The organism is Streptomyces sp. NPDC012794 (assembly GCF_042901085.1).
Lineage (GTDB): Bacteria > Actinomycetota > Actinomycetes > Streptomycetales > Streptomycetaceae > Streptomyces.
In genome coordinates this window covers 316,633-337,267 of sequence record NZ_JBIBCI010000001.1, presented here as the reverse complement: position 1 = coordinate 337,267, position 20,635 = coordinate 316,633, and the positions used below count along the sequence as shown (strand labels likewise).

General features: G+C 72.8%; 25 protein-coding genes. 8 read left to right on the top strand and 17 right to left on the bottom strand.

Annotated elements, in window-relative coordinates; translation table 11 throughout:
* Positions 1-1,113 (bottom strand): glutamate--cysteine ligase, encoded by a 1,113-nt coding sequence (locus ACFY7H_RS01590; protein ID WP_388931475.1) that lies wholly within the window; start codon positions 1,111-1,113, stop codon positions 1-3.
* Positions 1,114-1,175: 62 nt separating this feature from the next.
* Positions 1,176-1,712 (bottom strand): isochorismatase family cysteine hydrolase, encoded by a 537-nt coding sequence (locus tag ACFY7H_RS01585; RefSeq protein WP_388931473.1) that lies wholly within the window; start codon positions 1,710-1,712, stop codon positions 1,176-1,178.
* A gap of 134 nt (positions 1,713-1,846) precedes the next feature.
* On the opposite strand from ACFY7H_RS01585, the gene ACFY7H_RS01580 reads away from it, so the two are divergent.
* Complete coding sequence (locus ACFY7H_RS01580; protein WP_388931471.1) at positions 1,847-2,083, top strand: hypothetical protein; 237 nt, start codon at positions 1,847-1,849, stop codon at positions 2,081-2,083.
* Here ACFY7H_RS01580 and ACFY7H_RS01575 read toward each other — a convergent pair.
* From ACFY7H_RS01575 to ACFY7H_RS01560, 4 genes are read right to left on the bottom strand one after another with little or no spacing between them, the layout of a single operon-like run.
* Entirely contained in the window at positions 2,061-3,095 is a 1,035-nt protein-coding gene (locus ACFY7H_RS01575) for an NAD-dependent epimerase/dehydratase family protein (RefSeq protein ID WP_388931469.1), read from the bottom strand. The two genes, ACFY7H_RS01580 and ACFY7H_RS01575, sit on opposite strands and share 23 nt — an antisense overlap.
* A complete protein-coding gene (locus tag ACFY7H_RS01570; protein ID WP_388931466.1) occupies positions 3,092-3,766 on the bottom strand; it encodes an HAD family hydrolase in 675 nt (224 codons plus the stop codon). Before ACFY7H_RS01570 ends, ACFY7H_RS01575 begins: the two co-directional genes overlap by 4 nt.
* A 23-nt stretch (positions 3,767-3,789) precedes the next feature.
* Positions 3,790-4,113, bottom strand: coding sequence for a plasmid stabilization protein (locus ACFY7H_RS01565; protein WP_388931463.1), 324 nt, complete (start codon positions 4,111-4,113; stop codon positions 3,790-3,792).
* A complete protein-coding gene (locus ACFY7H_RS01560) occupies positions 4,085-5,374 on the bottom strand; it encodes a cytochrome P450 (protein WP_388931459.1) in 1,290 nt (429 codons plus the stop codon). The genes ACFY7H_RS01565 and ACFY7H_RS01560 overlap by 29 nt, the downstream gene beginning before the upstream one ends.
* 128 nt (positions 5,375-5,502) lie before the next feature.
* Here ACFY7H_RS01560 and ACFY7H_RS01555 point away from each other — a divergent pair, with 128 nt between their 5' ends.
* The 4 genes from ACFY7H_RS01555 to ACFY7H_RS01540 are packed head-to-tail and all read left to right on the top strand — an operon-like array spanning position 5,503 to position 7,802.
* A complete protein-coding gene (locus tag ACFY7H_RS01555; protein WP_388931457.1) occupies positions 5,503-6,177 on the top strand; it encodes a nucleotidyltransferase family protein in 675 nt (224 codons plus the stop codon).
* Entirely contained in the window at positions 6,174-6,428 is a 255-nt protein-coding gene (locus ACFY7H_RS01550) for a hypothetical protein (RefSeq protein WP_388931455.1), read from the top strand. Before ACFY7H_RS01555 ends, ACFY7H_RS01550 begins: the two co-directional genes overlap by 4 nt.
* Positions 6,425-7,231 carry a metallophosphoesterase gene (locus ACFY7H_RS01545; RefSeq protein WP_388931453.1) on the top strand — a complete coding sequence of 269 codons (807 nt, stop codon included), beginning with the start codon at positions 6,425-6,427 and terminating at the stop codon, positions 7,229-7,231. The genes ACFY7H_RS01550 and ACFY7H_RS01545 overlap by 4 nt, the downstream gene beginning before the upstream one ends.
* A gap of 31 nt (positions 7,232-7,262) precedes the next feature.
* Positions 7,263-7,802: a hypothetical protein gene (locus ACFY7H_RS01540; protein WP_388931450.1), complete on the top strand. Its 540-nt coding sequence runs from the start codon at positions 7,263-7,265 to the stop codon at positions 7,800-7,802.
* 112 nt (positions 7,803-7,914) lie between these two features.
* Here the strand turns inward: ACFY7H_RS01540 and ACFY7H_RS01535 are convergent, their stop codons facing one another.
* Positions 7,915-8,433, bottom strand: a complete 519-nt coding sequence (locus tag ACFY7H_RS01535) for a SixA phosphatase family protein (protein ID WP_388931448.1) — start codon at positions 8,431-8,433, stop codon at positions 7,915-7,917.
* Positions 8,434-8,604: 171 nt separating this feature from the next.
* Here ACFY7H_RS01535 and ACFY7H_RS01530 point away from each other — a divergent pair, with 171 nt between their 5' ends.
* Positions 8,605-9,636 carry a glutathione S-transferase family protein gene (locus ACFY7H_RS01530; RefSeq protein ID WP_388931446.1) on the top strand — a complete coding sequence of 344 codons (1,032 nt, stop codon included), beginning with the start codon at positions 8,605-8,607 and terminating at the stop codon, positions 9,634-9,636.
* On the opposite strand, the gene ACFY7H_RS01525 is transcribed toward ACFY7H_RS01530, so the two are convergent.
* Positions 9,626-10,126, bottom strand: a complete 501-nt coding sequence (locus ACFY7H_RS01525) for a hemerythrin domain-containing protein (protein ID WP_388931443.1) — start codon at positions 10,124-10,126, stop codon at positions 9,626-9,628. The two genes, ACFY7H_RS01530 and ACFY7H_RS01525, sit on opposite strands and share 11 nt — an antisense overlap.
* A gap of 104 nt (positions 10,127-10,230) precedes the next feature.
* Positions 10,231-10,674: a flavin reductase family protein gene (locus tag ACFY7H_RS01520; protein ID WP_388932237.1), complete on the bottom strand. Its 444-nt coding sequence runs from the start codon at positions 10,672-10,674 to the stop codon at positions 10,231-10,233.
* A gap of 229 nt (positions 10,675-10,903) precedes the next feature.
* Between ACFY7H_RS01520 and ACFY7H_RS01515 the strand changes: the two genes are divergently transcribed.
* Entirely contained in the window at positions 10,904-11,449 is a 546-nt protein-coding gene (locus ACFY7H_RS01515; protein WP_388931440.1) for a type 1 glutamine amidotransferase domain-containing protein, read from the top strand.
* 91 nt (positions 11,450-11,540) lie between these two features.
* Here ACFY7H_RS01515 and ACFY7H_RS01510 read toward each other — a convergent pair whose 3' ends face one another.
* Positions 11,541-11,696 (bottom strand): hydrophobic protein, encoded by a 156-nt coding sequence (locus ACFY7H_RS01510; protein ID WP_388931438.1) that lies wholly within the window; start codon positions 11,694-11,696, stop codon positions 11,541-11,543.
* A 123-nt stretch (positions 11,697-11,819) separates the two neighbouring features.
* On the opposite strand from ACFY7H_RS01510, the gene ACFY7H_RS01505 reads away from it, so the two are divergent.
* Positions 11,820-11,987, top strand: a complete 168-nt coding sequence (locus ACFY7H_RS01505; RefSeq protein ID WP_388931435.1) for a hypothetical protein — start codon at positions 11,820-11,822, stop codon at positions 11,985-11,987.
* Positions 11,988-12,006: 19 nt separating this feature from the next.
* On the opposite strand, the gene polX is transcribed toward ACFY7H_RS01505, so the two are convergent.
* From polX to ACFY7H_RS01470, 7 genes are all read right to left on the bottom strand, one after another.
* A complete protein-coding gene (gene polX, locus ACFY7H_RS01500; RefSeq protein WP_388931433.1) occupies positions 12,007-13,743 on the bottom strand; it encodes a DNA polymerase/3'-5' exonuclease PolX in 1,737 nt (578 codons plus the stop codon).
* A 94-nt stretch (positions 13,744-13,837) separates the two neighbouring features.
* Positions 13,838-15,346, bottom strand: a complete 1,509-nt coding sequence (locus tag ACFY7H_RS01495; RefSeq protein WP_388931430.1) for a DUF4246 domain-containing protein — start codon at positions 15,344-15,346, stop codon at positions 13,838-13,840.
* A gap of 119 nt (positions 15,347-15,465) precedes the next feature.
* A complete protein-coding gene (locus ACFY7H_RS01490) occupies positions 15,466-16,938 on the bottom strand; it encodes a non-reducing end alpha-L-arabinofuranosidase family hydrolase (protein WP_388931428.1) in 1,473 nt (490 codons plus the stop codon).
* Positions 16,938-17,720, bottom strand: a complete 783-nt coding sequence (locus tag ACFY7H_RS01485) for a cupin domain-containing protein (protein ID WP_388931425.1) — start codon at positions 17,718-17,720, stop codon at positions 16,938-16,940. Before ACFY7H_RS01485 ends, ACFY7H_RS01490 begins: the two co-directional genes overlap by 1 nt.
* Positions 17,672-18,532 (bottom strand): PmoA family protein, encoded by an 861-nt coding sequence (locus tag ACFY7H_RS01480; RefSeq protein ID WP_388931423.1) that lies wholly within the window; start codon positions 18,530-18,532, stop codon positions 17,672-17,674. Before ACFY7H_RS01480 ends, ACFY7H_RS01485 begins: the two co-directional genes overlap by 49 nt.
* Positions 18,529-19,575 (bottom strand): Gfo/Idh/MocA family protein, encoded by a 1,047-nt coding sequence (locus ACFY7H_RS01475; RefSeq protein WP_388931421.1) that lies wholly within the window; start codon positions 19,573-19,575, stop codon positions 18,529-18,531. Before ACFY7H_RS01475 ends, ACFY7H_RS01480 begins: the two co-directional genes overlap by 4 nt.
* Positions 19,572-20,630, bottom strand: a complete 1,059-nt coding sequence (locus ACFY7H_RS01470; RefSeq protein WP_388931418.1) for an endo-1,4-beta-xylanase — start codon at positions 20,628-20,630, stop codon at positions 19,572-19,574. Before ACFY7H_RS01470 ends, ACFY7H_RS01475 begins: the two co-directional genes overlap by 4 nt.
* Between the last annotated feature and the right edge of the window lie 5 nt (positions 20,631-20,635).

Genomic DNA, 20,635 nt, shown 5'->3' with positions numbered 1-20,635 from the left:
TCAGGCCGCCTCGACGGCGAGGCTGCCCGTGGCGGCGTTCAGGCTGTCGACCACCGCCTCCAGGCTGCCCGTCGCCGCGTACACGGCCCGCTGGCGGCGGGCGCCGGTGCCGCGCCGGCGCAGTGCGGCCCACAGGGCTTCCACCGCGCCCAGGTCGCCGGCCTTCTCCAGCCCCGGCGCCGCCCGTTCCACCAGCCGGTCGACGAGCAGGTCGGCGTGCGCCGGACCGCCGGTCCACACGTCCACGCCGGGTCCGTCGATCCCGTGCCGCGCGGCCAGGCGGTGGGCCACCCGCAGCACGCGATCGGGCGGCTCCGGCGGCGGTACGCCCGCGTCCGCCTCCTCGAGCAGCACCGAGGCGAGGCCGCGTACGAGGACGGCCGTCAGGACCACGGTGTCGAGATCGGCGTTGACGTCGGAGATGCGGATCTCCAGCGTCGGCACGTGTTCCGAGGGGCGGGCGTGCCAGTAGATCATCTTGCGGTCGAGCAGCACCCCCGCGCTGATCAGCCCGTCCACGTGCGCGAGGTACTGGCGCTCGTCGAGCAGCGGCGGCGGTCCCACGGTCGGCCAGGAGGAGTAGGCCACCGAGCGCCAGCTGTCGAGGCCGGTGTCGCGGCCGCAGACGAACGGGGAATTGCCGGTGATCGACTGGAGCACCGGCAGCCAGGGCCGCATCTGGTTCGCCAGCGCGAGGGCGCGGCCCCGGTCCAGCGAGCCCACGTGGACGTGGCAGCCGCAGACGAGGCGCTCGGGGCCCACGAGCCCGGAGAACCGGCTCGCCATCAGGCGGTAGCGGGCGTTGTCGGTGATCGTGAGCGGCTCGTGCGGCATGATCACGGGGCTGCCGGAGGCGACCGCCAGGCAGCCGGCCCCGTCCGCGGCCCCGGCGACCGAGCTCCGCAGCCGCAGCAGCTGCGCGCGCAGGTCCTCCCGCTCGACGGCGGGCAGGGTGCAGACCTCCACCTGGGTCGTGTAGAACTCGGCCTGGACCTGACCGCCCAGCTCCGGGACCAGCTCGCGGATCACCTGCGGGGCCCGGTTCACCGGTGCCCTGCTGACGCGGTCGACGAGGTGGAACTCCTCCTCCACCCCCATGGTCAGAACGTCCATCGGGTCCTCCTTGCCGAGTGCCCCGTACCTACCCGCAGTCCGTGCCCCCATGCCGGGCCCGGTCAGAAGGACACGTCCGCGGCGTCGCGGACCTCCGCGTCCATGTTCGTCTCCATCATGCGCAGTGCCGCGTCCGCCAGCTCCTCGTGGATGTGGGCCACGGCGTCGCGGACGACGGTCACCTCCAGGTGGCGGATGTGGGCGTCAAGCGCGGAGTAGAGGACGCACTGCTCGGTCACCTGGCCGCACAGCACCAGCCGGCCGACGCCCAGCCGGCCGAGGAGGTACGCGAGCGGGGTCTCGTAGAAGACCGAGTGGCGCGCCTTGACGACGAAGAGGGAGTCCTCGTCGGGCCGGACCGGCTCGACGAGGTCGGCGTGCGGCCCGGCGAGGGCCGTCTCCAGGATCTCCCCGTGGTGGGAGCGCCACAATCCGAAGTTGTCGTTCACGTAGATCACCGGGACCTCCCGCTCACGGGCGCGGCGGAGGAGGGTTCCGATGCCGGGCAGGGCGCGGCGCGCGGAGGGCAGCAGCCGCTCGGCGTCGGCGTACTCATAGGTGTTGATCATGTCGATGACGATCAGGGCGCTGCCCGGCATTCCGCTCACCTCCTGGGTCCCCGGATCCGTGGGGCACCTGCCCTAGCGGCGGGCGAATACTCACGAAGGGCTCGGTAAGGCGCCGATTGTCTGTTGCACACCCTTGCTCCCCTTATCAGATCCCTTTCGGGCAGATGGCCGCCCGGGTCGCCCTGCGCCGGGGCGCAGGGCTGGTGATCGGCGTCGACCTCGTGCCGGCGCGGCTGGAGCGGGCCCGGGGTGGACGACACCCTGCCGCTGCTGGACCACTCGGACCCGCTCGGGGGGAGGGCTTCGCCACGCACACGATGGGGCTGGAGGAGGCCCCCCGGGCCGACGCGATGTTCCAGGCCCGGGAGGACGGCATGATCAAGACGCTGCTGAAGCCCTGAGCCGGTCGGGTGCGAGCGGGGCGGTGTCCATGCCCTCACCGCCCCGCAGGCCGTCGAGGAACTCCCTGACGGCCTCCACCGAGGTGTGACGCGGCTCCCACGACAGCTCCTCGCGGGCCCGCGCGGTGTCCATCAGGGGCAACCGCAGGACGGCGTCGAACAGGTCGGGGGAGGCCGGTACGAGGCGCAGCCACCAGGCCGCCGCGAGCGCCGCGCGCACCGGAGCGACGGGCACCGGCAGGCTCCGGGCGCCGAGGATCCGGCCGAGGACGGCGGCGTCCACCGGCGGGTCGGCGGCCAGGTTGAACGCCCCGCGCACCGGGAGCAGGACGGCCGCGCGGTAAGCGGCGGCGGCGTCGTCGGTGTGCATGGCCTGGAAGCGCAGCCCGGGCAGGCCGGGCACGGCGGGCACCAGCCCGGGCCGCACCAGGCGGCCGGGCAGCAGCCGGCCCGCGAAGATGCGGCGCTGTTCGGAGGCGGATTCGCGCTTGAAGAGGAAGGCGGGCCGCATCCGCACCACGCGGACGCCGGGGTGGGCGGCCTCGTAGGCGTCCAGGACCCGTTCCAGGTAGGCCTTCTCGCGCGTGTACGCGGCCTGCGGCCAGCCGTGCGTGGGCCAGGACTCGTCCACCGCGCGGTCCTTCGGGCCGGGCGAGTACGCCCCCACCGAGGAGGCGTGAACAAGAGCGGGGACGCCAGCGGCGGCGACGGCGTCGAAGACGCGCATGCCGCCCAGGACGTTGGTGCGCCAGGTCTCGGCGGGGTCGTGGGTGGGCTGGAACTTCCAGGCGAGGTGCACGACCGCGTCCGCGCCGTCGAAGAGCGGTTCGAGGGGGGTTCCGCCGGGCTCGACGTCCGCGGCCTCCCACCGCGTCTTCGGCGGCTGCCAGTGGGGCAGCCGGCGGGCCAGGCCCAGTACGGACTCCACGGCGGGGTCGTCTGCCAAGGCCCGCACCACGCTGGTGCCGACGTTTCCGGTGGCTCCCGTGACCACCACTCGGATCCCGGTCATCGGACCGCCTCCTCTTGTGCGAAGGGACTCCGGTCGAGGTGGGCGAGCAGGTCGGCGGGGTGCTGGTACACGGCGCGGGCGCCGGCCTCCTCCAGGTCGGCCCGGGGGATGCCCCCGCACAGCAGCCCGACGCAGGCGACGTCGGCCCGGGTGCCGGCCCGCATGTCCCACACCGTGTCGCCGACGAGGACGGAGCCGCGGGCGGGGGCGTCCGCGAGGCGGAGGGCGTGGTGCACCGGGTCGGGGGCGGGTTTGCCCTCGTCGACGTCGTCGGAACTGGCCGTCGCGGTGATGGCGTCGTCGGCGTCGACGGCTCTGAGCAGTGCCTCCAGTTCGGTGTCCTTGGCGGAGGTGACGAGCACCACCCGCCAGCCCCGGCGGTCAAGCTCGCGCAGCAGCCGGGCCGCCGAGTCCAGCGGGGGCAGCCGGTCGAAGTAGGTGCCGTAGAGGGTCTCGTGCGCGGCGGACAGCGCCTCGTCCTGGCCCTTGTCGCGGTCCTCGCCCAGCAGCCGCGCGATCAGGTCCTCGCCGGGGAGGCCGATCGCGCGGTGGATGTCGTGCATCGCGACGTCGTGGCCCGCCTGCCGCAGCGCCTCCCACCAGCAGGTGACGTGGAGGTGGTTGGTGTCGGCGAGGGTGCCGTCGACGTCGAACAGCGCGGCCCGGTTCATGCCGGCCTCCCGGGGTTCGGCGGTCAGTAGCCCAGCTCCCGCTTGAGTTCGGCCTTGTCCATGGAGGAACGGCCGTGCACGTTGCGGCGCTTGGCCTCCTCGTAGAGCTGGTCGTACGTCGGCCCCTGCGCCCCGCTGTGGGAGCGCAGCCCGCCGCGCCGGGAGGAGGAGATGTCCTCGAGCGAGGTCCGGCTCGCCGTCTTGGACTCGCCCGCGCGGGCCCGTTCCTTGTTCACGGTGCGCGCGGCGATCTCCTTGGCCCGCTCGGGGCTCTCGCCGCGCTCTTCCGCGCTCTCCTTGATGTGCTCGTACTGCCGTTCACGCTTGGGACTGGAACCGCGGGGCATGGTGACTCCTCTGCCGGGACGGGACCGCCACGGTGAAACCGCTGCGCGGCCGGGTCGGGATGCGGTGGAGCGGGATCCTCAAGTCCTGCTCGGGGATGTCGGTGTCCAGGCCTGCCAGGGCGGAGGCGAACTCCGCGAGCAGACCGACGGTGATGTCCTCGCCGGGGCAGCGGTGGCCGGTGCGGGCGTCGCCGCCGCCCTGGGGGATGATCTCGCCGGGGCCGGGCTCCCGGCCGAGGAAGCGGAGCGGATCGAAGCGGTAGGGGTCGGGCCACAGCTCCGGGTCGTGGTGGTGGCCGTACACGTCGAGGAGCACGAGGGTGCCCTCGGGCACCGCCTCCCGGCCGAAGCGCAGGTCGCGGGCGGCGAGACCGCCGACGAAGGGCACGAAGGGGTAGAAGCGGCGCACCTCGTGGGCGAAGGCCCTGGCGTACGCCCCGTCGTCCGCCCGCAGTCCGTCGGCGAGGCGGGGCCGTCGGTGCAGGGCGTGCGCGGCGAAGGCCACCATCCAGGCGACGGCGACGGTGGGGCGGATGACGTTGAGCAGTTCCACGGCCGCCGTGCGGGAGTCGAGCAGACGTCCGTCCGCGTCGCGGTGCCGGGCGACCGTCTCCAGCGCGGTGTCGCCGTTCCCCGGGGGCAGCGCCTGGTGGAGGCGGGTCACTCCGCCGCGGAGTTCGTCGATGGTGCGCGCCAGGGACTCCTCCTGGCGGGCCCGGGCCCGGCGGCCCCGCCAGTGGCGCGGTCCGGGGGTCGCGAAGCCGTCGACCATGGCCACGCAGTCCTCGGAGATCTCGCGGGCGGCGTCCTCGGGGACCGCCAGGCCCGTCCAGTCGCAGGCGGCCCGGGCGAGCACCACGGCCGCCTCGTCGAAGAGGACGGCCGGCCGGCCCCGCCAGCCGTCGACGGCGGCCGCCCAGTGCCGGCGTACGAGTGCGGCGAGCTCGTCCACCGCGCCGTCCCGCATCAGCAGCGACACGAACATGGCCTTGCGGACGCGGTGGGTGTCCCCGTCCAGGGTGTGGACCGCGCCTCGCCCGAACAGGGTGTCGAGCACGGGGCCGGGGAGGGCTCCGTGACGCAGTACGTGCCGCTCGTCGTAGAAGAACTCCACGGCGGCCGGGCCGTGCAGCAGCAGCACGGGCCGGCCCATCAGCCGGGTCCGGACGGCGGGCGGGTCGCCGTGGCGGCGCCGCAGGTCGGGGGCCCAGGCGTAGCCCTGGGCCAGCAGGGGGACCGTGCTGTCGATCAATGGAGGCATGCCGGGCGCCTACCCGCGGGCCCCCTCCGCACTCCTGGCGCCCGGGGGGTTTCGACGGGGCCCGAACCGGTTAGGCGGCATCCATGCCCGACCGTGACACCGCGCAGGCGGAACCAGGGAGGCGCCCCATGGCCGCTCGGACCTCCTCCCTCGGAGGCGTCGCCCCGCCCGAGAGCCTGCGCCCTCCCGCGCCGGCCGAGGGGCCACTGCCCAAGGACCACACCCAGGCGATCCTGGAGACCACCAAGCGGGTGGCGGCCCTGCTCAAGCGCGCCGGGCCGCCCTTCGCCCTCGCCGGCAGCGTGGCCGCCTTCGCCCACGGGCTCCCGGCGCGCTTCCAGCACGACACGGACTTCTGCGTACGGCCTGAGGACGCCGACCAGGCCGTGAAGGCCCTGGAGGACGGCGGCATCACCATGCGCCGCGCGCCGGAGGACTGGCTGGTCAAGGGCCGCTCGGGCGGGGAGGAGATCGACCTGATCTTCGAACTGGCCCGGCGTCCGGTCAGCACGGAGCTGCTGGAGCGGGCGAGCGTCAAGGCGGTGGACTCGGTGTGGATGCCGGTCCTCTCCCCCACCGACCTCATGGACAGCCGGCTCGCCGCGCTGTGCGAGCACTACTGCGACTTCGGCGACCTGCTGCCCATGGCCCGCATGCTCCGGGAGCAGATCGACTGGGGCCGGCTGGAGCGCGACCACCGGGCGGCCCCGCTGCCCGACGCGTTCTTCCACCTGCTCGAAAGGCTCCGCGTCATCGACCGAGCGGACGCCACGGGAGAAGGACCGACGGGAGGAAGTGCATGAGCGCCACCCGCATCATCGAGTACCGCATCGAGCACCTGCGCGAGCGGCTGGCCGGTGACGAGCTCGCCGAGCTGGGCGTGCGCGTCGAGCTGCACGGCGGCCGTGCGGTCGTCCGGGGCTGCGTCGGCGACGAGGAGCGCAAGGCGGCCGTCCTGCGGATCGCCGGTGAGGAGCTGTCCGGGCTCGACTGGTACGACGACATCACCTTGAGCCGCGCCCGCCCGCCCGACCACGCCGAGGAGCTGTCATGATCCGCGTCGCGGCCGTCGGCGACATCCACCTCGGACCGGGCAGCGCCGGACTGCTGCGGCCCGCCTTCGACACCCTGGGCGAGTGCGCGGACCTGCTGCTCCTCGCGGGTGATCTGACCCGGCACGGCACCCTCGACGAGGCACGGGTGGTGGCCGCCGAGGCGGCCGGGCTGCCGGTGCCCGTGGTCGCGGTGCTCGGCAACCACGACTACCAGAGCGACCGGCAGGAGGCCGTCGCGGAGGAGCTCCGCTCGGCGGGGCTGTACGTACTGGAGGGCGACGGCGTCCTCCTCGACATCGGCGGCACCCCGGTGGGGATCGCCGGGACCAAGGGCTTCTGCGGCGGCTTCGCCGGGCGCAGCGCCAGCGAGTTCGGCGAACCGGAGATGAAGTCCTTCCTCCGCTCCACCCGCGCCAGCGCGGAATCCCTCGGACGGGCCCTGCGCGAACTGCGCGAGGCCGGCAGCGCCGTGCGCATCGCGCTCACCCACTACTCCCCCGTGCCGGACACCCTGGCGGGCGAACCCCGGGAGATCTACCCCTTCCTCGGCAGTTACCTCCTCGCCGAGGCGATGGACGAGGAGGGCGCCGACCTCGCCGTGCACGGCCACGCCCACCTCGGCACCGAGCACGGCATGACGGCGGGCGGGATCCAGGTCCGCAACGTGGCCATGCCCGTCATCGGCCAGGCCTTCTCGGTGTACCACCTCTCCCCCCACGCCTCCGCGGACGGGAGCCCCGACGGTTCGCACCGGGGCGCGCCGCGCTGGGCCCCGGTCGCCGCGCGGGGGGCGAGCCGATGACCGGCACCGCCCCCTGCCGGGAGGAACCCGGATGACCAGGCGGCCCTCCTCCGCCCGCCCCGGCCGGGACCTGCTGCGGGTCTACCTCAACGACCACCTCACCGCGGCGACCTCGGGCGTGGAGCTGCTGCGCCGCGCGGCCGGAGCCCGTCGCGGCACGGCCCTGGGACCGCCGCTGGCCGCGCTGGCGCAGGAGGCCGCGCAGGACCGGGAGAGCCTGCGCCGCGTCATGGCCGCCCTGGACGTTCCGGAAAAGCGGGGGCGCGCCGCCCTGGGGCGGATCGCCGAGAGGATGGGGCGGCTCAAGCTCAACGGGCGCCTGTTCACCCGCTCACCGCTCAGCGACGTGCTGGAGCTGGAGGCGATGCGCCTGGCCGTCGAGGGCAACGCGTGCATGTGGCGCTCGCTGCGCGCCGTGGCGGCCGCCGACGGCCGGATCGACGGCGTACGCCTCCACGAGCTCCTGCGGCGGGCGGAGCGTCAGCTGCGGATCCTGGAGACCCTGCGCGGGGAGCGTGCCGCCGAGGTGTTCGCCCCGGGGGCGGCGCGGACCACGGCCGCCCGGCCCTGACACCCGGCCGATCAGCCGCCGGAGCCGGACGGGTCGGTCGCAGGGGCCGGACGGATCGGTCGCAGGGGCCGGACGGACGGGTCGCGGAGGCCGAGCGGATCGGTCGCGCGGGTCAGTCGCCGGGGGCCAGGAGGGTGGCCAGCCGGCCGGTGCCGGGGGCGAGGTCCGCCCAGTCGCCGGAGAACTCCAGGACGGCGACGGCGCAGGTCGGCATCGACGCACGGATCCGCCGCAGGAGTTCCTCCGGGCCGTCGCCGGGGAGGGCGGCGGCCAGTTCGTGGATGCCGGGGTTGTGGCCCACCAGCAGGAGTCCGGACACGCCGTCGTCCGTCGCGGTCACGGCGGCGAGCAGGGTGTCCATCTCCGCGTTGTAAAGCCTGTTCTCGTACACGACCGGCGGCTGGTCCGACAGCGAGGGCCGCATCAGCTGCCACGTCTGCCGGGTGCGCGCGGCCGGGGAGCACAGTGCCAGGTCCACCCCGAGCCGGGACCCGCCCAGCCGGTGTCCCATCGCCTCCGCGTCCCCGCGTCCCCGGTCGGCCAGCGGCCGGTCGACGTCCTCGATGCCGCCCTTGGGCACTGCCTTGGCGTGCCGTACCAGGACCAGTCGTCGCTCCTGCTTCGCGGACACCTCTGCCTCCTCCGGGCCGATGCGGGCGCCGGCCGTCTCAGCCGGTCGGCGCCGTGCCCCTGCCCCGGCACCCGCCGGCCAAACCCGCCCGCCGCACCCGGGGGCCGCGCCCCGGCCCGGGCGGGAGGGTCGCCCGCGTTCACCACGGCACCGCGCGGGTAGGCGCACGGAGTGAGCTACGTGAATCCCGGCAAGGAGTACACCCGCGACAGCCGGTACATCGGGACGCGGATCACCGCCGACGGGCGCGAGGGCTTCCCCGTGGAGCCGGGGCGCTACCGGCTGGTGGTGAGCCGGGCCTGTCCGTGGGCGAGCCGGGCGGTGGTCGTACGGCGGCTGCTCGGTCTGGAGAGCGCCCTGCCGATGGCCGTCGCCGGCCCGGTGCACGACGAGGGCAGCTGGACCTTCGACCTCGATCCGGGCGGCCGGGACCCGGTGCTCGGCATCGAACGCCTCAAGGAGGCCTATCTGGCCCGCGACCCCGGCTACGACCGCGGCATCACGGTCCCCGCGATCGTCGACGTCCCGACCGGCGCGGTGGTGACCAACGACTTCGCGCGGGTCACGATCGACCTGTCGCTGGAGTGGACCACCCACCACCGTCCGGGCGCGCCCGAGCTGTACCCGCCGCGGCTGCGGCCGGAGATCGACGCGGTGAACGAGGTGGTCTACCGGGACGTGAACAACGGCGTCTACCGGGCCGGTTTCGCCGGGACCCAGGAGAAGTACGAGGAGGCGTACGAGCAGCTGTTCGACCGGCTCGACCGGCTGTCCGACCGGCTCGCGAGCTCCCGCTACCTGGTCGGGGACACCATCACCGAGGCGGACGTACGGCTGTTCACCACGCTCGTGCGCTTCGACGCGGTCTACCACGGCCACTTCAAGTGCAACCGGAACAAGCTCGCCGAGATGCCGGTGCTCTGGGAGTACGCGCGGGACCTGTTCCAGACGCCCGGCTTCGGCGACACCGTCGACTTCGACCACATCAAACGGCACTACTACCTGGTGCACTCCGACATCAACCCCACCGGCACCGTGCCGGCCGGACCCCGGGCCGAGGCGTGGCTGGCCCCGCACGACCGGGCCCGCCTGGGCGGCCGGCCCTTCGGCGACGGCACCCCGCCGGGGCCGCCGCCCCTGGCGGAGCGGGTGCCGGCGGACCACAATCCGCTGACGGCCCGGTCGCAGGCGCTCACCGGTTGACGACGGCGCGTACGTTCTCGACGCTGCCGCAGTCGGACTCCAGCAGCCTCTGGCGTTCCTTCAGGAACGCGGCGCCGAGCTCCGCCCGGCGCTCGTCCGGGACGTTCTCCCGGGCGCCGTTGAGGATCGTCCGCTCCTCCTCGTCCAGGTGGTGGGAGACGGCCTTGACCAGGTCCTCCAGCTTGGAGTCCCAGTCCTCGGAGCCGATGTCGTCCGCCTCCAGCAGCGCGAGCAGCGCCTGGTTGCCCTCGTCGTGCTCCTCCACTCCGTGCTCGACCTCGTCGTCGTCCACGTTCTTGAAGCGCTTGAGGGCGCCGTAGACTTCGGCTTCCTCCGCCTCGCCGTGGGCGATGAGCAGCGCCGAGAACTTCGCGAGCGCGCCCGCTCGGTCCGCCTCGACGCTCCGCATCTGCCGGAACAGCTCTTCCATGGTCCGGTGGTCCTGGAGGATCAGCTCGACGACGTCCTGTTCCTTCGCTTCGGCGGCCATGGCCGTGCCTCCTTTTGTCGGGGTCTGCGTCGTGTGGCAGGTGCTCACTCGCGGGCGGTTGAAACCCCCGGTGCCGCATTCGGCGGTCGGCCGGGCCGGGCCGGTCAGGCCGGGTGGCCGGCCTCCACGTCGCGGACCGCGCCGAAGCGCAGCGGCCCGGAGCCGGCGGATCCGCCGCTCCGGTCTACCGGGGACAGCACGAAGCCGACGTGGTCGCCGCCCACCGCGACGGTCTCTTCGACCAGGCCGGTGAACCAGACGCGTACGTCCGACAGCACGGGGCTGCCGTCCCGGCCGGGCCGCCAGGCGGTGCGGGCGAACTTGTCGACGCCGTCGCCCGTCTGCCCGCCGAACAGTTCCGCCAGGGCCCGCTGCTCACGGCCCAGCACGTGCACGGTGAGGTGCCGGGCCGTGCGGGCGACGTCGTAGGTGTGGTTCGCGGTGGACAGCCACACCGTGAAGCGCGGCGGTTCGATCGAGCACTGCGAGGCGAAGCCGACCAGGCAGCCGGCCCGCCGCCCGCCCGAGGCGGCCGTGACGACGTACATCGTGCCGTCCACCGCTTCGGCGAAGGCGCCGAGGCCGGGGGCGGGATCGGGTCGGGGATGGGGGTCCGTCACGGTGTCTCCCGGGAGTGGGGCCGCGCCTGGCGGCGGGTGGGGTTCTTCGTCGCCCATCCTCCGCCGCCGTCCCGCGAACGCGGGTGCTTGGGCGGCGCGTGTCCGGGCAGGGGCGGGGCGTACGCGCAATCCGTACGAGCCGAAGGAGGTGGATTCGGTGCGCATCGCCTTTCTGACCGCGCCCGAAGGCGTCGAGGAAGTGGAACTGACCGCGCCGTGGAAGGCCGTCGAGGGGGCCGGCTGGAATCCCCAGCTGGTGTCGACCGAGGCCGGCCAGGTGCAGGCGTTCGACCACTTCGACAAGGCGGGCCGCTTCACCGTCGACCACGTCCTCGCCGGGGACACGTCCGAGGCCTTCGACGCGCTCGTGCTGCCCGGCGGGGTCGCCAACCCCGACGCCCTGCGGACCGACGAGCGGGCCGTCGGCTTCGTCCGCAGCTTCTTCACCGCGGGCAAGCCGGTCGCCGCGATCTGCCACGCCCCCTGGATGCTGGTGGAGGCCGACGTCGTACGCGGCCGGACCCTGACCTCGTGGCCGAGCCTGGCCACCGACGTCCGCAACGCCGGCGGCAGCTGGGTGGACGAGGAGGTGCGGGTCTGCCGCGCGGCGCCGTCGACGCTGGTCACCAGCCGCAAACCGGACGACCTGGAGGCCTTCTGCGGCGCCGTCCTGCGGGAATTCGACCGGCACCTGCACCCCTAGGGACGTCCGGCCCCGGGTCACCCGAACGGCGGCGGGCACCGCCCGGGGGCCCGCCGGTCAGGCAGGCCCCCGGGCGGTGTCATGGGGTGCGCTACCACCGGTACCAGCGCCCGCCGCTGCCCCGGGCGACGAACCCCACCAGCCACAGCACGAGCACCGCGATGGCGACCCACCAGAGGACCTTCACCGCGAAACCCGCGCCGAGGAGCAGCAGAATCAGCAACAGGACCAGAAGGAGCGGAACCATGACCCACCTCCGAATCGAACGGCCGGCAAACGGCGCCCGGGGGCCGGGCGACCGCATGCAGCGCTTGCCCCCGCGCGCCCGCCCCATTCCCGGGCCGGCGTCGCCGGTAGAAAGGTGAACACCGTGACCCGTCCCACCCCGCCCCCGCCGGACGGCCCGGAGCCGGTCCCCTCCGGACCGCAGCCCGTCCCCCGCGAGCCGGAGCCGACGGAGCCGACGGAGCCCCCGTCGCGGCCCTCCGGTCCCCCCGGCGGCAACCCCGAGGAGCCGGTGCCGGAACCCCCCGACTGAGCACCCGGTAGCGCCCCGGTCAGCGCGTACGGCCCCCCGGCTTGCCGAGGAACCGGCGCAGCTTGGCCAGGGGCCAGGTGTTGATGACGTCGTCCGCCGTGAGCCAGCCGCGCTGCGCCGTGGCCACCCCGTAGCGCATGTAGGGCAGATGGGTGGTGGCGTGCGCGTCGGAGTTCACGGCGAACTTCACGCCGTACCGCTTCGCGCGCAGGACGTCCTCGTCGCACAGGTCGAGCCGCTCGGGATGCGCGTTGATCTCCAGCGCCGTGCCCGCCCGGGCGCAGGCCTTGAAGACCTCGTCAAAGTCGGCGTCGATGGGCGGGCGCCTGCCGATCCGCCGGGTCGTGGGGTGCCCGATGACGCCGACGTGCGGGTTCTCGCAGGCGCGGACGAGGCGGCGGGTGAGGTCCTCCCTGCTCTGGTCGAAGTGGGAGTGGACGGAGGCCACGCAGATGTCGAAGCCGGCGAGGAACTCGTCGGGCCAGTCCAGGGCGCCGTCGGGGCCGATGTTGAGTTCCGTGCCGTGCAGGAGCCGCATCGTGCGGTGCGCGTCGTCGAGCGCGCGTACCCGCTCCCGCTGGGCGAGGATCTTCTCGCTGGTCATGCGCTGCATGTACAGGTTCGGGGCGTGGTCGGTCACCGCGTAGTACGCGTAGCCGCGGGCGGCAGCGGCGGCGGTCATCTCCTCCAGGGGGGCCAGCCCGTCGGTGAGGTCGGTGTGCGTGTGCAGATCGCCGCGGATGTCCTCCTCGGTGACGAGTTCGGGCAGCTCGCCGCGCAGGCCGGCCGCGATCTCGCCGCGGTCCTCGCGGAGCGTCGGCGGTATCCAGGGCAGTCCGAGCCGGGCGTAGACCGCCTCCTCCGTCCCGTAGGTGACGCTCTCGCCGGTCTCGGCGTCGAAGAGGCCGTACTCGGAGAGCTTGAGGCCTTGGCGCACGGCGAGCGCGCGGGTGCGGATGTTGTGCGCCCTGGACCCGGTGAAGTACTGGAGCCCGGCGCCCCAGGAGGCCGGCGGCAGGACCCGCAGGTCCACCTGGACGCCGGCGGCGGTCCGTACGGAGGTCTTCTTGTCCCCCCGCACGATGATCTCGGCGGTGTCCGGGAGGGCGGTGAGGGCGTCCATGAACGGGGCCGGCCGGCGTGCCGCGACCAGGATGTCGATGTCGCCGATGGTCTCCTTCATGCGGCGCAGGGATCCGGCGTACGTGCACCGGACGCAGCCGCGGACGTCCGACAGCTCGGCGACGAGCTGCTCGGCGAGGTCCATCGCGGCGCTGATCAGGATCCGGCCCTCGCCGGCCTTCCTCAGGAGGGCGACGCCGTGCAGGATCTTCTCCTCGGTCCGCTCCCCGAAGCCCTTCAGGTCGCGCAGCCGTTCCTGGTGGACGGCCTCGACCAGCTGGTCGACGGAGGTGATCCCGAGCTCCTCGTAGAGGAGCATCGCCCGGCGGGGTCCGAGCCCCGGAATCGCGACGAGCTCGCGCACTCCGGCCGGCACGGACGCCCGGGCCTCGTCGACGACCGTCATGCGGCCGGTCCGCAGGTACTCCAGGATCTTGTCGGCGACGGACCTGCCGACGTTCGGGATCTCGCGCAGGCCCTTCGCGTCGAGGGTCGAGACGTCCTGCGGGTGTCCGCCGACGGCTCGGGCCGCCTTCTCGTAGGCGCGGGCCTTGAAGGCCTCCCCGCCCCGGATGGCGATGAGGTCGGCGTACTCCTGGAGCATCGCCTCGACCCGGTCGTTGGCTCGGCCCATACCTCCAGGGTGCCCCGCCCGCCCGCGCCGGGCACGCCGGGCGCCCGTGCGGGAGGGAAGCCCGGGCCCGGCCGCGGACGGGTGGCGAGGTGGTTCAGTGCTCGCAGAGGGAGAATTCCCGTTCGTAGAGCTGGTCGTTGTGTTCGTCGACGAAGAACTTGCGCTCCCGCATGAGCTGCTCGCGGTGCTCCTCGGCCTGCTCGAGCGTCATGGTGGAGGTGTCGGACCACGGTTGCTGCGGAGGCACGTCCGAGGTCGAGACGATCCTCTGCGAGGGGTCGACCAGGAAGAACGCCAGGATCTTGCGGTGCCCCGGGCGGGTGGGGTCCGTCAGGCGGAACGAGCCGACCCGGTGTTGGAGGACGTTCGGGAACGCCAGGCAGCGCCCCGCCGGCGTCGAGACCGATCCCAGCACCTGGTTCAGCGCGTCCTCGTCCTCCAGGCCGTAGACCTCGCGCAGGCCGTCGTCGTCGTTCTGTTCGTAGTCCGGGTCGTCGAGTGCCGCCCGGAAGCCCAGCCGGCTTTCGGTGATGTTCTCGCTGTCCCAGTAATAGATGCCGGTCGAGACGATCCGCTCGTTCAGCATCCCCTCGACGTGCCAGGAGCCGCCCGGGTACTCGGGCTTCTCCGGGGTGAGGTGAACGGTGGCGAGCTTGACGATGACCTGGAGACGGCGGCCGCGCAGGTCGACGCGGTCGGCTTCGCCGGGCGGCTCGGGCGGGGTGAAGGCCGGGGCGTCCGGGACGTCCGGCCGGCGGTTCTCCCACCACTCGTCCAGGGCCGCTTCCCATGCGCGGCGGGCGTGGGCGTAGGCCTCGTCGTCACTGCAGGAGGACCGGTCCGGGCGCTCCGGCTTCGAGCCGTACCACCCGTATGGATCGGTCTCGATCCGCAGGGGCCGCGGGTGGCGCAGGTCGGTCAGTACGTTCTCCAGCAGCGGGCGCAGGCGGGCGAACAAGTCAGGCAGCACCGCGGCCAGTTCGCGATGGGCCTCGGGGTGGACGTTGTTCACGTACGAGAGGAAGGTGACCTCGCCGTCGTCACTGACGTCGACGTCCGTGGGGAGCCACTGGAACTTCTCCGAGAACTCGTACTTCGAGTAGCGGTCCGCCGGATTCCGCCACGCCTCCTCAGGTGCCCCGCTCACGCCGCGCACCAGGCAGAACAGCGAGGGGTGCACCAGGTCCAGCACCTGCCCGTCGGATCCGGGGTGCCAGTCCCGTTCCGCTTCGGGGACCTCCTCCAGGACCCGGACCGCCTCGCGCAGCCGGGACCTCAGCTCCTCGTCGACCAGCGTGTCCGACTGCCAGACCCCGTCGACGGCGGACACCTCGATGCCGGTCCGGGCGTCCCGCAGCGCGGCGTAGTGCACGAGCTCGTCCAGCACGTAGCGGACCTGCGCTTCGGTGAGGCCCTGGGCGACCGCTTCTCGGGTCCACCTGGCGACGATGCCGTCATCGCCCATCTTGTCGGACCAGCCCGGCTTCGCCCGGATGTGCGCGCTGCACTCCATCATGCCGAGTTCCCGCAGTGTGCGGGGCTTGGCGAACGCTATGGAACGGGAAGTCTGGAAGGGCAGGGGGAAAGCGGGCAGGCCGGTCAATTCTCGTGGTCCCTACAGTCGGTGTGCGGTGGCGGGAAGAATAGCCCAGCACACCGACACCGCTGCCGTGGGCGGGTTCACGGGCCGGCTCCACGGTGGAGCCGGCCCGTGTCACGTCGTCAGCGACGCAGTGTCAGCAGGCCCGGCCGGTAGGGCCACAGGCCGTAGTCGCCGCCGACCTTGGGGTCACGGCCCTGGTAGAGGAACTGCAGGTTGCAGGGGTCGACGGTGAAGGTCTGATCGGCGGTGGTGCGGATCAGCTCGCCATGGCTGATGTCGTTGGTCCAGGTGGCGCCGCTGTTGGCCTTGCCGGCGAAGGGGCTGCTCTCGCTCCCGGCCTGGGGCGTCCACGTGCCGTCCAGGCTGGTGGCCGTGAACGAGCGGAAGTAGCGGCCCTGCGCGCCGTCCGCCTCGACGATCATGAGGTAGCGGTTCTGGCCCTGGAGCTTGTAGACCTGAACGGCTTCGAACAGGTTCTTCGTCGTGTCGCTCATGATCACGGTCGAGTTCGAGCCGAAGCTGCCCGGGAAGTTCCCGATCGGCATGCTGGCCCGGTAGATCTTGCCGTTGTCACCGGCGAAGAACAGGTACATGTTCGTGCCGTCACCGATGATCGTCTGGTCGATCGGTCCTGTTCCGGAGTCGGCGATGCTTCCGGAGAAGAGCACCTGCTGCGGCGACCAGCCATTGGGGTTGGTGGGATCGTTCGACGTCCGGTAGGAGAAGGCGCTCCCGCCGCCCCACTGGTAGGTGAGCACCCAGATGTTCTTCGGCGCGAAGTAGAAGAGCGTGGGCGCGACGGTGGACGCCGACATGGCGTTCTGGCCGGCCGTGGCCATCTCCGACCAGTTGGTGAACGGGCTGAAGTTCATCGAGCCCCAGCTCTTGCCGGTGTCGTGGGTCGTCGCGTAGACGAGCTGCCGCCCGTTGTAGGGGGCGACGGTGAAGTCCTTGAGCGAGGCCCACCCGGGCTTCGGCTGCGCCAGCGGGCCCGTCGACGTCCAGCGGTAGGCCGACGGGAGTTCGCACGTGCCGGGGTTGCCGGCGCCGACCCGGACGAGCTGCCACTGCTGGTTGGTGCCGCCCCAGTCGTCGTACTGGACGACGTTCGCGTTGTCGGCGGTGGAGCCTCCCTGCACTTCGAGGACCTTGTTGCTGTGGCGCGCGATGAACCTCACGTGGCCGTCCGCGCTGTCCGCCAGCCGCCACTGCTGGTTCGTACCGTTCGCGTCGGCCCACTGGACGATCGCGGCGCCGTTCGCGGTGGACCCGTTCTGGACGTCCAGCACCTTGCCGGAGTGGCGGGACTTGATGCGGTAGTAGCCGCCGCCGGAGTCGACGAACTGCCACTGCTGCTGGAGCTGGTCGTTCCTGGTCCACTGGGTGATGCGGGCGCCGTCATCGGTCGCCAGGTTGTAGACGTCCAGGGCCTTGCCGCTCTTGCGGTTGACCAGCACGTACGAGGCGTTGGGGTCGACCGACGCCGCCGCGGCGGGCTGGGCACCGAGGAAGGCGACCAGGAGCAGCAGGGGTGCGAGGACGGCGAGCAGGCGTCGTGCCGGATGGACCGGGGACGGTGGGCGGGACCACATCAGAAGGGCTCCTTCGGGGGGTGGGGTGATCCCGACGGCCCGCGGGGCGGGCGCGTCGAGGGGCCGGGTACGGGATAGGTGTGGAGGAGGCCGCACATGCCGAAGCGCTGGTGCCGCGGGCGCTCCAGCCGTGACACTTCGCCGTCGTCGAGGTGGGAGAGGTCCCCGGCCTTCAGCCGTTCCAGCTGACGGCCGGTCGTGACGGCCGTGGCGAGGGCGCCGTCGCGCCAGCGGATCCGCCAGGCGTCCAGGAGCTCGCTCTTCAGCCGGTGGGCCGCGTTGTGGAACTCCCGCAGCCCGCCTTCGCGCAGGGCCAGGAAGCCCTCCAGTGCCAGATCGCGGCGGCGACGGGCTGCCGCCGAGCGGTCGCCGCTCAGGCCGGCCGCCCTGCGGTAGGCATGGGGATCGGCCAGCACGGGAGCGGGGAAGGTGAAGACGGCGTCGCCCGCCTCGGGCAGTCCGTCGTTCTGCATGAGCACGACGAGGCGCAGGTCTCCGTCGTTGACGAGGCGGTGGATCGTGCCGGGGGTGAACCAGACGACGTCGCCGGGGAGCAGCGGGGTCTCGCCGAAACCGGAGGTGGTGAGGGTCTGTACGCTGCCCGCGCCGGCGATGACGACGTAGGCCTCGGAGCAGACGAGGTGCATGTGGGGCGTGCCGCCGCACAGCCCGTCGGCGGCCTCCCAGTCGTAGACGGTGAGCCCGGAGATCCCCACGCCCCCGGGGAACGGGCTCACCACGGGTGGTCCGCGAGGTGGCGGGAGACGCGGCCGGCGGTCCATGCGCCGTCGGCGACGACGATCCGGTAGCGGCGCGACAGGGTGTCGCCGGGGGCCAGTGGCAGTTCCTCCTCGAACGCCAGGGACGGGTTGACGGCGGGGATGGGTTCGGTGCGGACGAACCAGTGGCCGGGGGCGTCGGGATCGTCCAGGAACAGGAGGGTGGAGAAGCGGTCGACCTCGTCGTGCGCGCTGGTGAAGGCCAGCCAGTCGCCCCGCTCACCCATCGCGGGGCCGGTCACCGCGCCGCCGGTGAACTCGCGCGGGCCGCGCCAGAACAGGCCGGAGTACCCGGCGAGTTCTCTGCCCTGCGTGCCGGGGCTGCCGAACGTCAGAGCACCGTCGTGGACGTTGGTCAGCGAGGTGGTGACGTCCAGGGTCCAGTAGTCGGCCCCGGGGCCGTGCGCGGTCAGCGTGCGGTGTTCGTCGATCCAGTGCTCCCCCGCCATCGTGTGCCAGGCCAGGGCTTCGGTGATCACGGCGCGGCCGTGGCCGGTCGCGGCGGACACGGTGAGGCTGCGCATCGTGCCGAGGTTCGGCAGGTCCACGTAGCCCTGGCCGCGCAGGTAGGTGCCGCCGCCCCAGAAGTTCTGCCCGGACAGCCACGACGCGGTGATCTGGATGCCCTTGTGCCAGCGGTGGTCGTGCGGCCGGTACCCGGTGACCACGTCCCCGGCGAGCGTGCGCACCGGGTGCAGGTAGGGCTTCGGCGCCTCGAAGGGGTCCATGACCGGCCGGTGCACGTACCGGAAGAGGTCGACGCCGCGGGCACGGACGGTCAGCGAGTCCTCGTCCTCGAGGAGTTCGAACGTCACCGGAACACCTCCGGGTGCCCGCCGTCGAGCGAGCCGTAGAACGGGTCGGCGACGTCGATCTCGCCGCGCCGGACCGGCAGGCCGGTGATCGCGGCCTTGTACAGGGCGGTGACCAGTTCCATGGTGGGTCTGCCGAGGTCGGGCCGGGTCCCCGCCTCGTAGTCGTCCAGAAAGGCCGCGAGCTGGGCGGTGTGCGAGCTGGGCACGTCGTCGGGGGGCTCCCACTTCCCGCCCGGCGACCTGGTGGTGAAGGTCCAGTCCGCGTTGGAGTAGCCGTACAGGTGCCGCAGTTCGACGGTGGCGTCGGTGAGGTCGAAGCGCAGGTAGCTCTCCTCCCGGAGGGAAAGGACGCTGTTGACGACCGTCGCGATGGCTCCGTCGCCGAACCGGACCAGGGCCGCGGACACGTCCTCGGTCTGGACCTCGCGCGCGAGGCGGCCGGCCATCGCCCGTACCTCGGTCCATTCGCCGAGCACCGCGAGCATCAGGTCCATCTGGTGGATGCCGTGGCCCAGGGTCGGGCCGCCGCCCTCGCTCTCCCAGGTGCCGCGCCAGGGCACCTCGTAGTAGGCGTCGTCGCGGTACCACGCGGTGACGCACTGCGCGACGAGCGGACGGCCCAGGGTGCCGGCCGTGATCCGGTCGCGCAGGTACCGGGACCCCGAGCCGTACCTGTGCTGGAACACCGCGCCCGCGAAGGCGGGCCCTTCGGCGCGGCGGATCCGGTCGAGCTCGGCCAGCGACCGGGCCACCGGCTTCTCGCACCACACCCACGCCCCCGACTCCAGGCAGGCCACGGCCTGTTCGGCGTGCAGGAACGGAGGGGTGCACAGGTGAACGAGGTCCGGCCTCTGCTCCTCGAGCATCGTGCGCAGGTCGGTGTAGACCGCGGGGACGCCGTGTTCGGCCGCGAACTCCCCGGCGCGGTCGGCGTCCACGTCGACGGCCGCCACGATCCGGGCCCGGTGCGCCTGCGCGCGGAGGGCCGGAACGTGGCAGATGCCCGCGATCCCGCCCGTTCCGACGATCGCCGTCCTGATCATCCGCCCAGCACCTTCCTGATCGCGTGGTAGGCGGGCTTGGGCAGCAGGTTCTCGTCGTAGGGCAGCGCCGCGCCCTCGCCGGGGAAGACGGAGGGGATCCACGAGTACTTGTCCGTGTAGTCCCAGATGGTGACGCCGACGCACCTCCTGACCGCCAGGCAGGCCCTGACGTAGTCGGCGTACCAGGTGGCCTGGGTGGCGAGCATCGAGGGGGTCGCGGGGAGGGTCATCCGGATGTCGAGCTCGGTGACCGCGACGTCGACCCCGAGGTCGGCGAAGCGCTGCATGTTCCGCTGGACGTCGGCGGGGAAGCCGTAGTGGAGCGCCAGGTGGCCCTGGATGCCGAAGCCCTCGACCGGGACCCCTTCGGCCTTCAGCTGCTTGATCAGTTTGTAGTAGGCGTCGCTCTTGGGGCCCATGCCGTCGACGTTGTAGTCGTTGAGGTAGAGCTTGGCGTGCCGGTCGGCCTCGTGGGCCCAGCGCAGGGCGTCGGCGATGTAGCCGGGGCCGAGCGTCTTGTAGAAGAGCGATTCGCGGTAGGTGCCGTCCTCGTTGAAGGCCTCGTTGACGACGTCCCAGTGGATCACCTGGCCCTTGAAGTGCCGGACCTCCGTCTGGATGTGGTTCTTGAGGATGGAGCGCAGTTCGTCGGCGCTCCAGGTGCCCTCGGTGAGCCAGGCGGGGAGCTGGCTGTGCCAGACGAGGGTGTGGCCGCGGACCTTCTGGTGGTGGGCCTTGGCGAACGCGACGACCTTGTCGGCGTCGGTGAAGTCGAAGACGCCGCGCTCGGGCTCGGTGGCGTACCACTTCATGGCGTTGCCGGGGGTGGTCTGGCCGAATTCGCTGCCGAGGAGCTTCAGGTAGGGGGCGTCGGTGAACTCGGGGTTGTCGGTGGCGGAGCCGAAGTACTTGTGGTGCTTCGCGGCCAGTTCGCCGAGCGTCCTGGGACGGGGCTCGGCGGCCGCGGGCGCCGCGGCGAGACCGGCCGAGAGGCAGACGGCGGCGGACAGGGCGGTGAGGATCCGGGACAGGGGAGCGGGCAGGTGAACGGACATGGCGG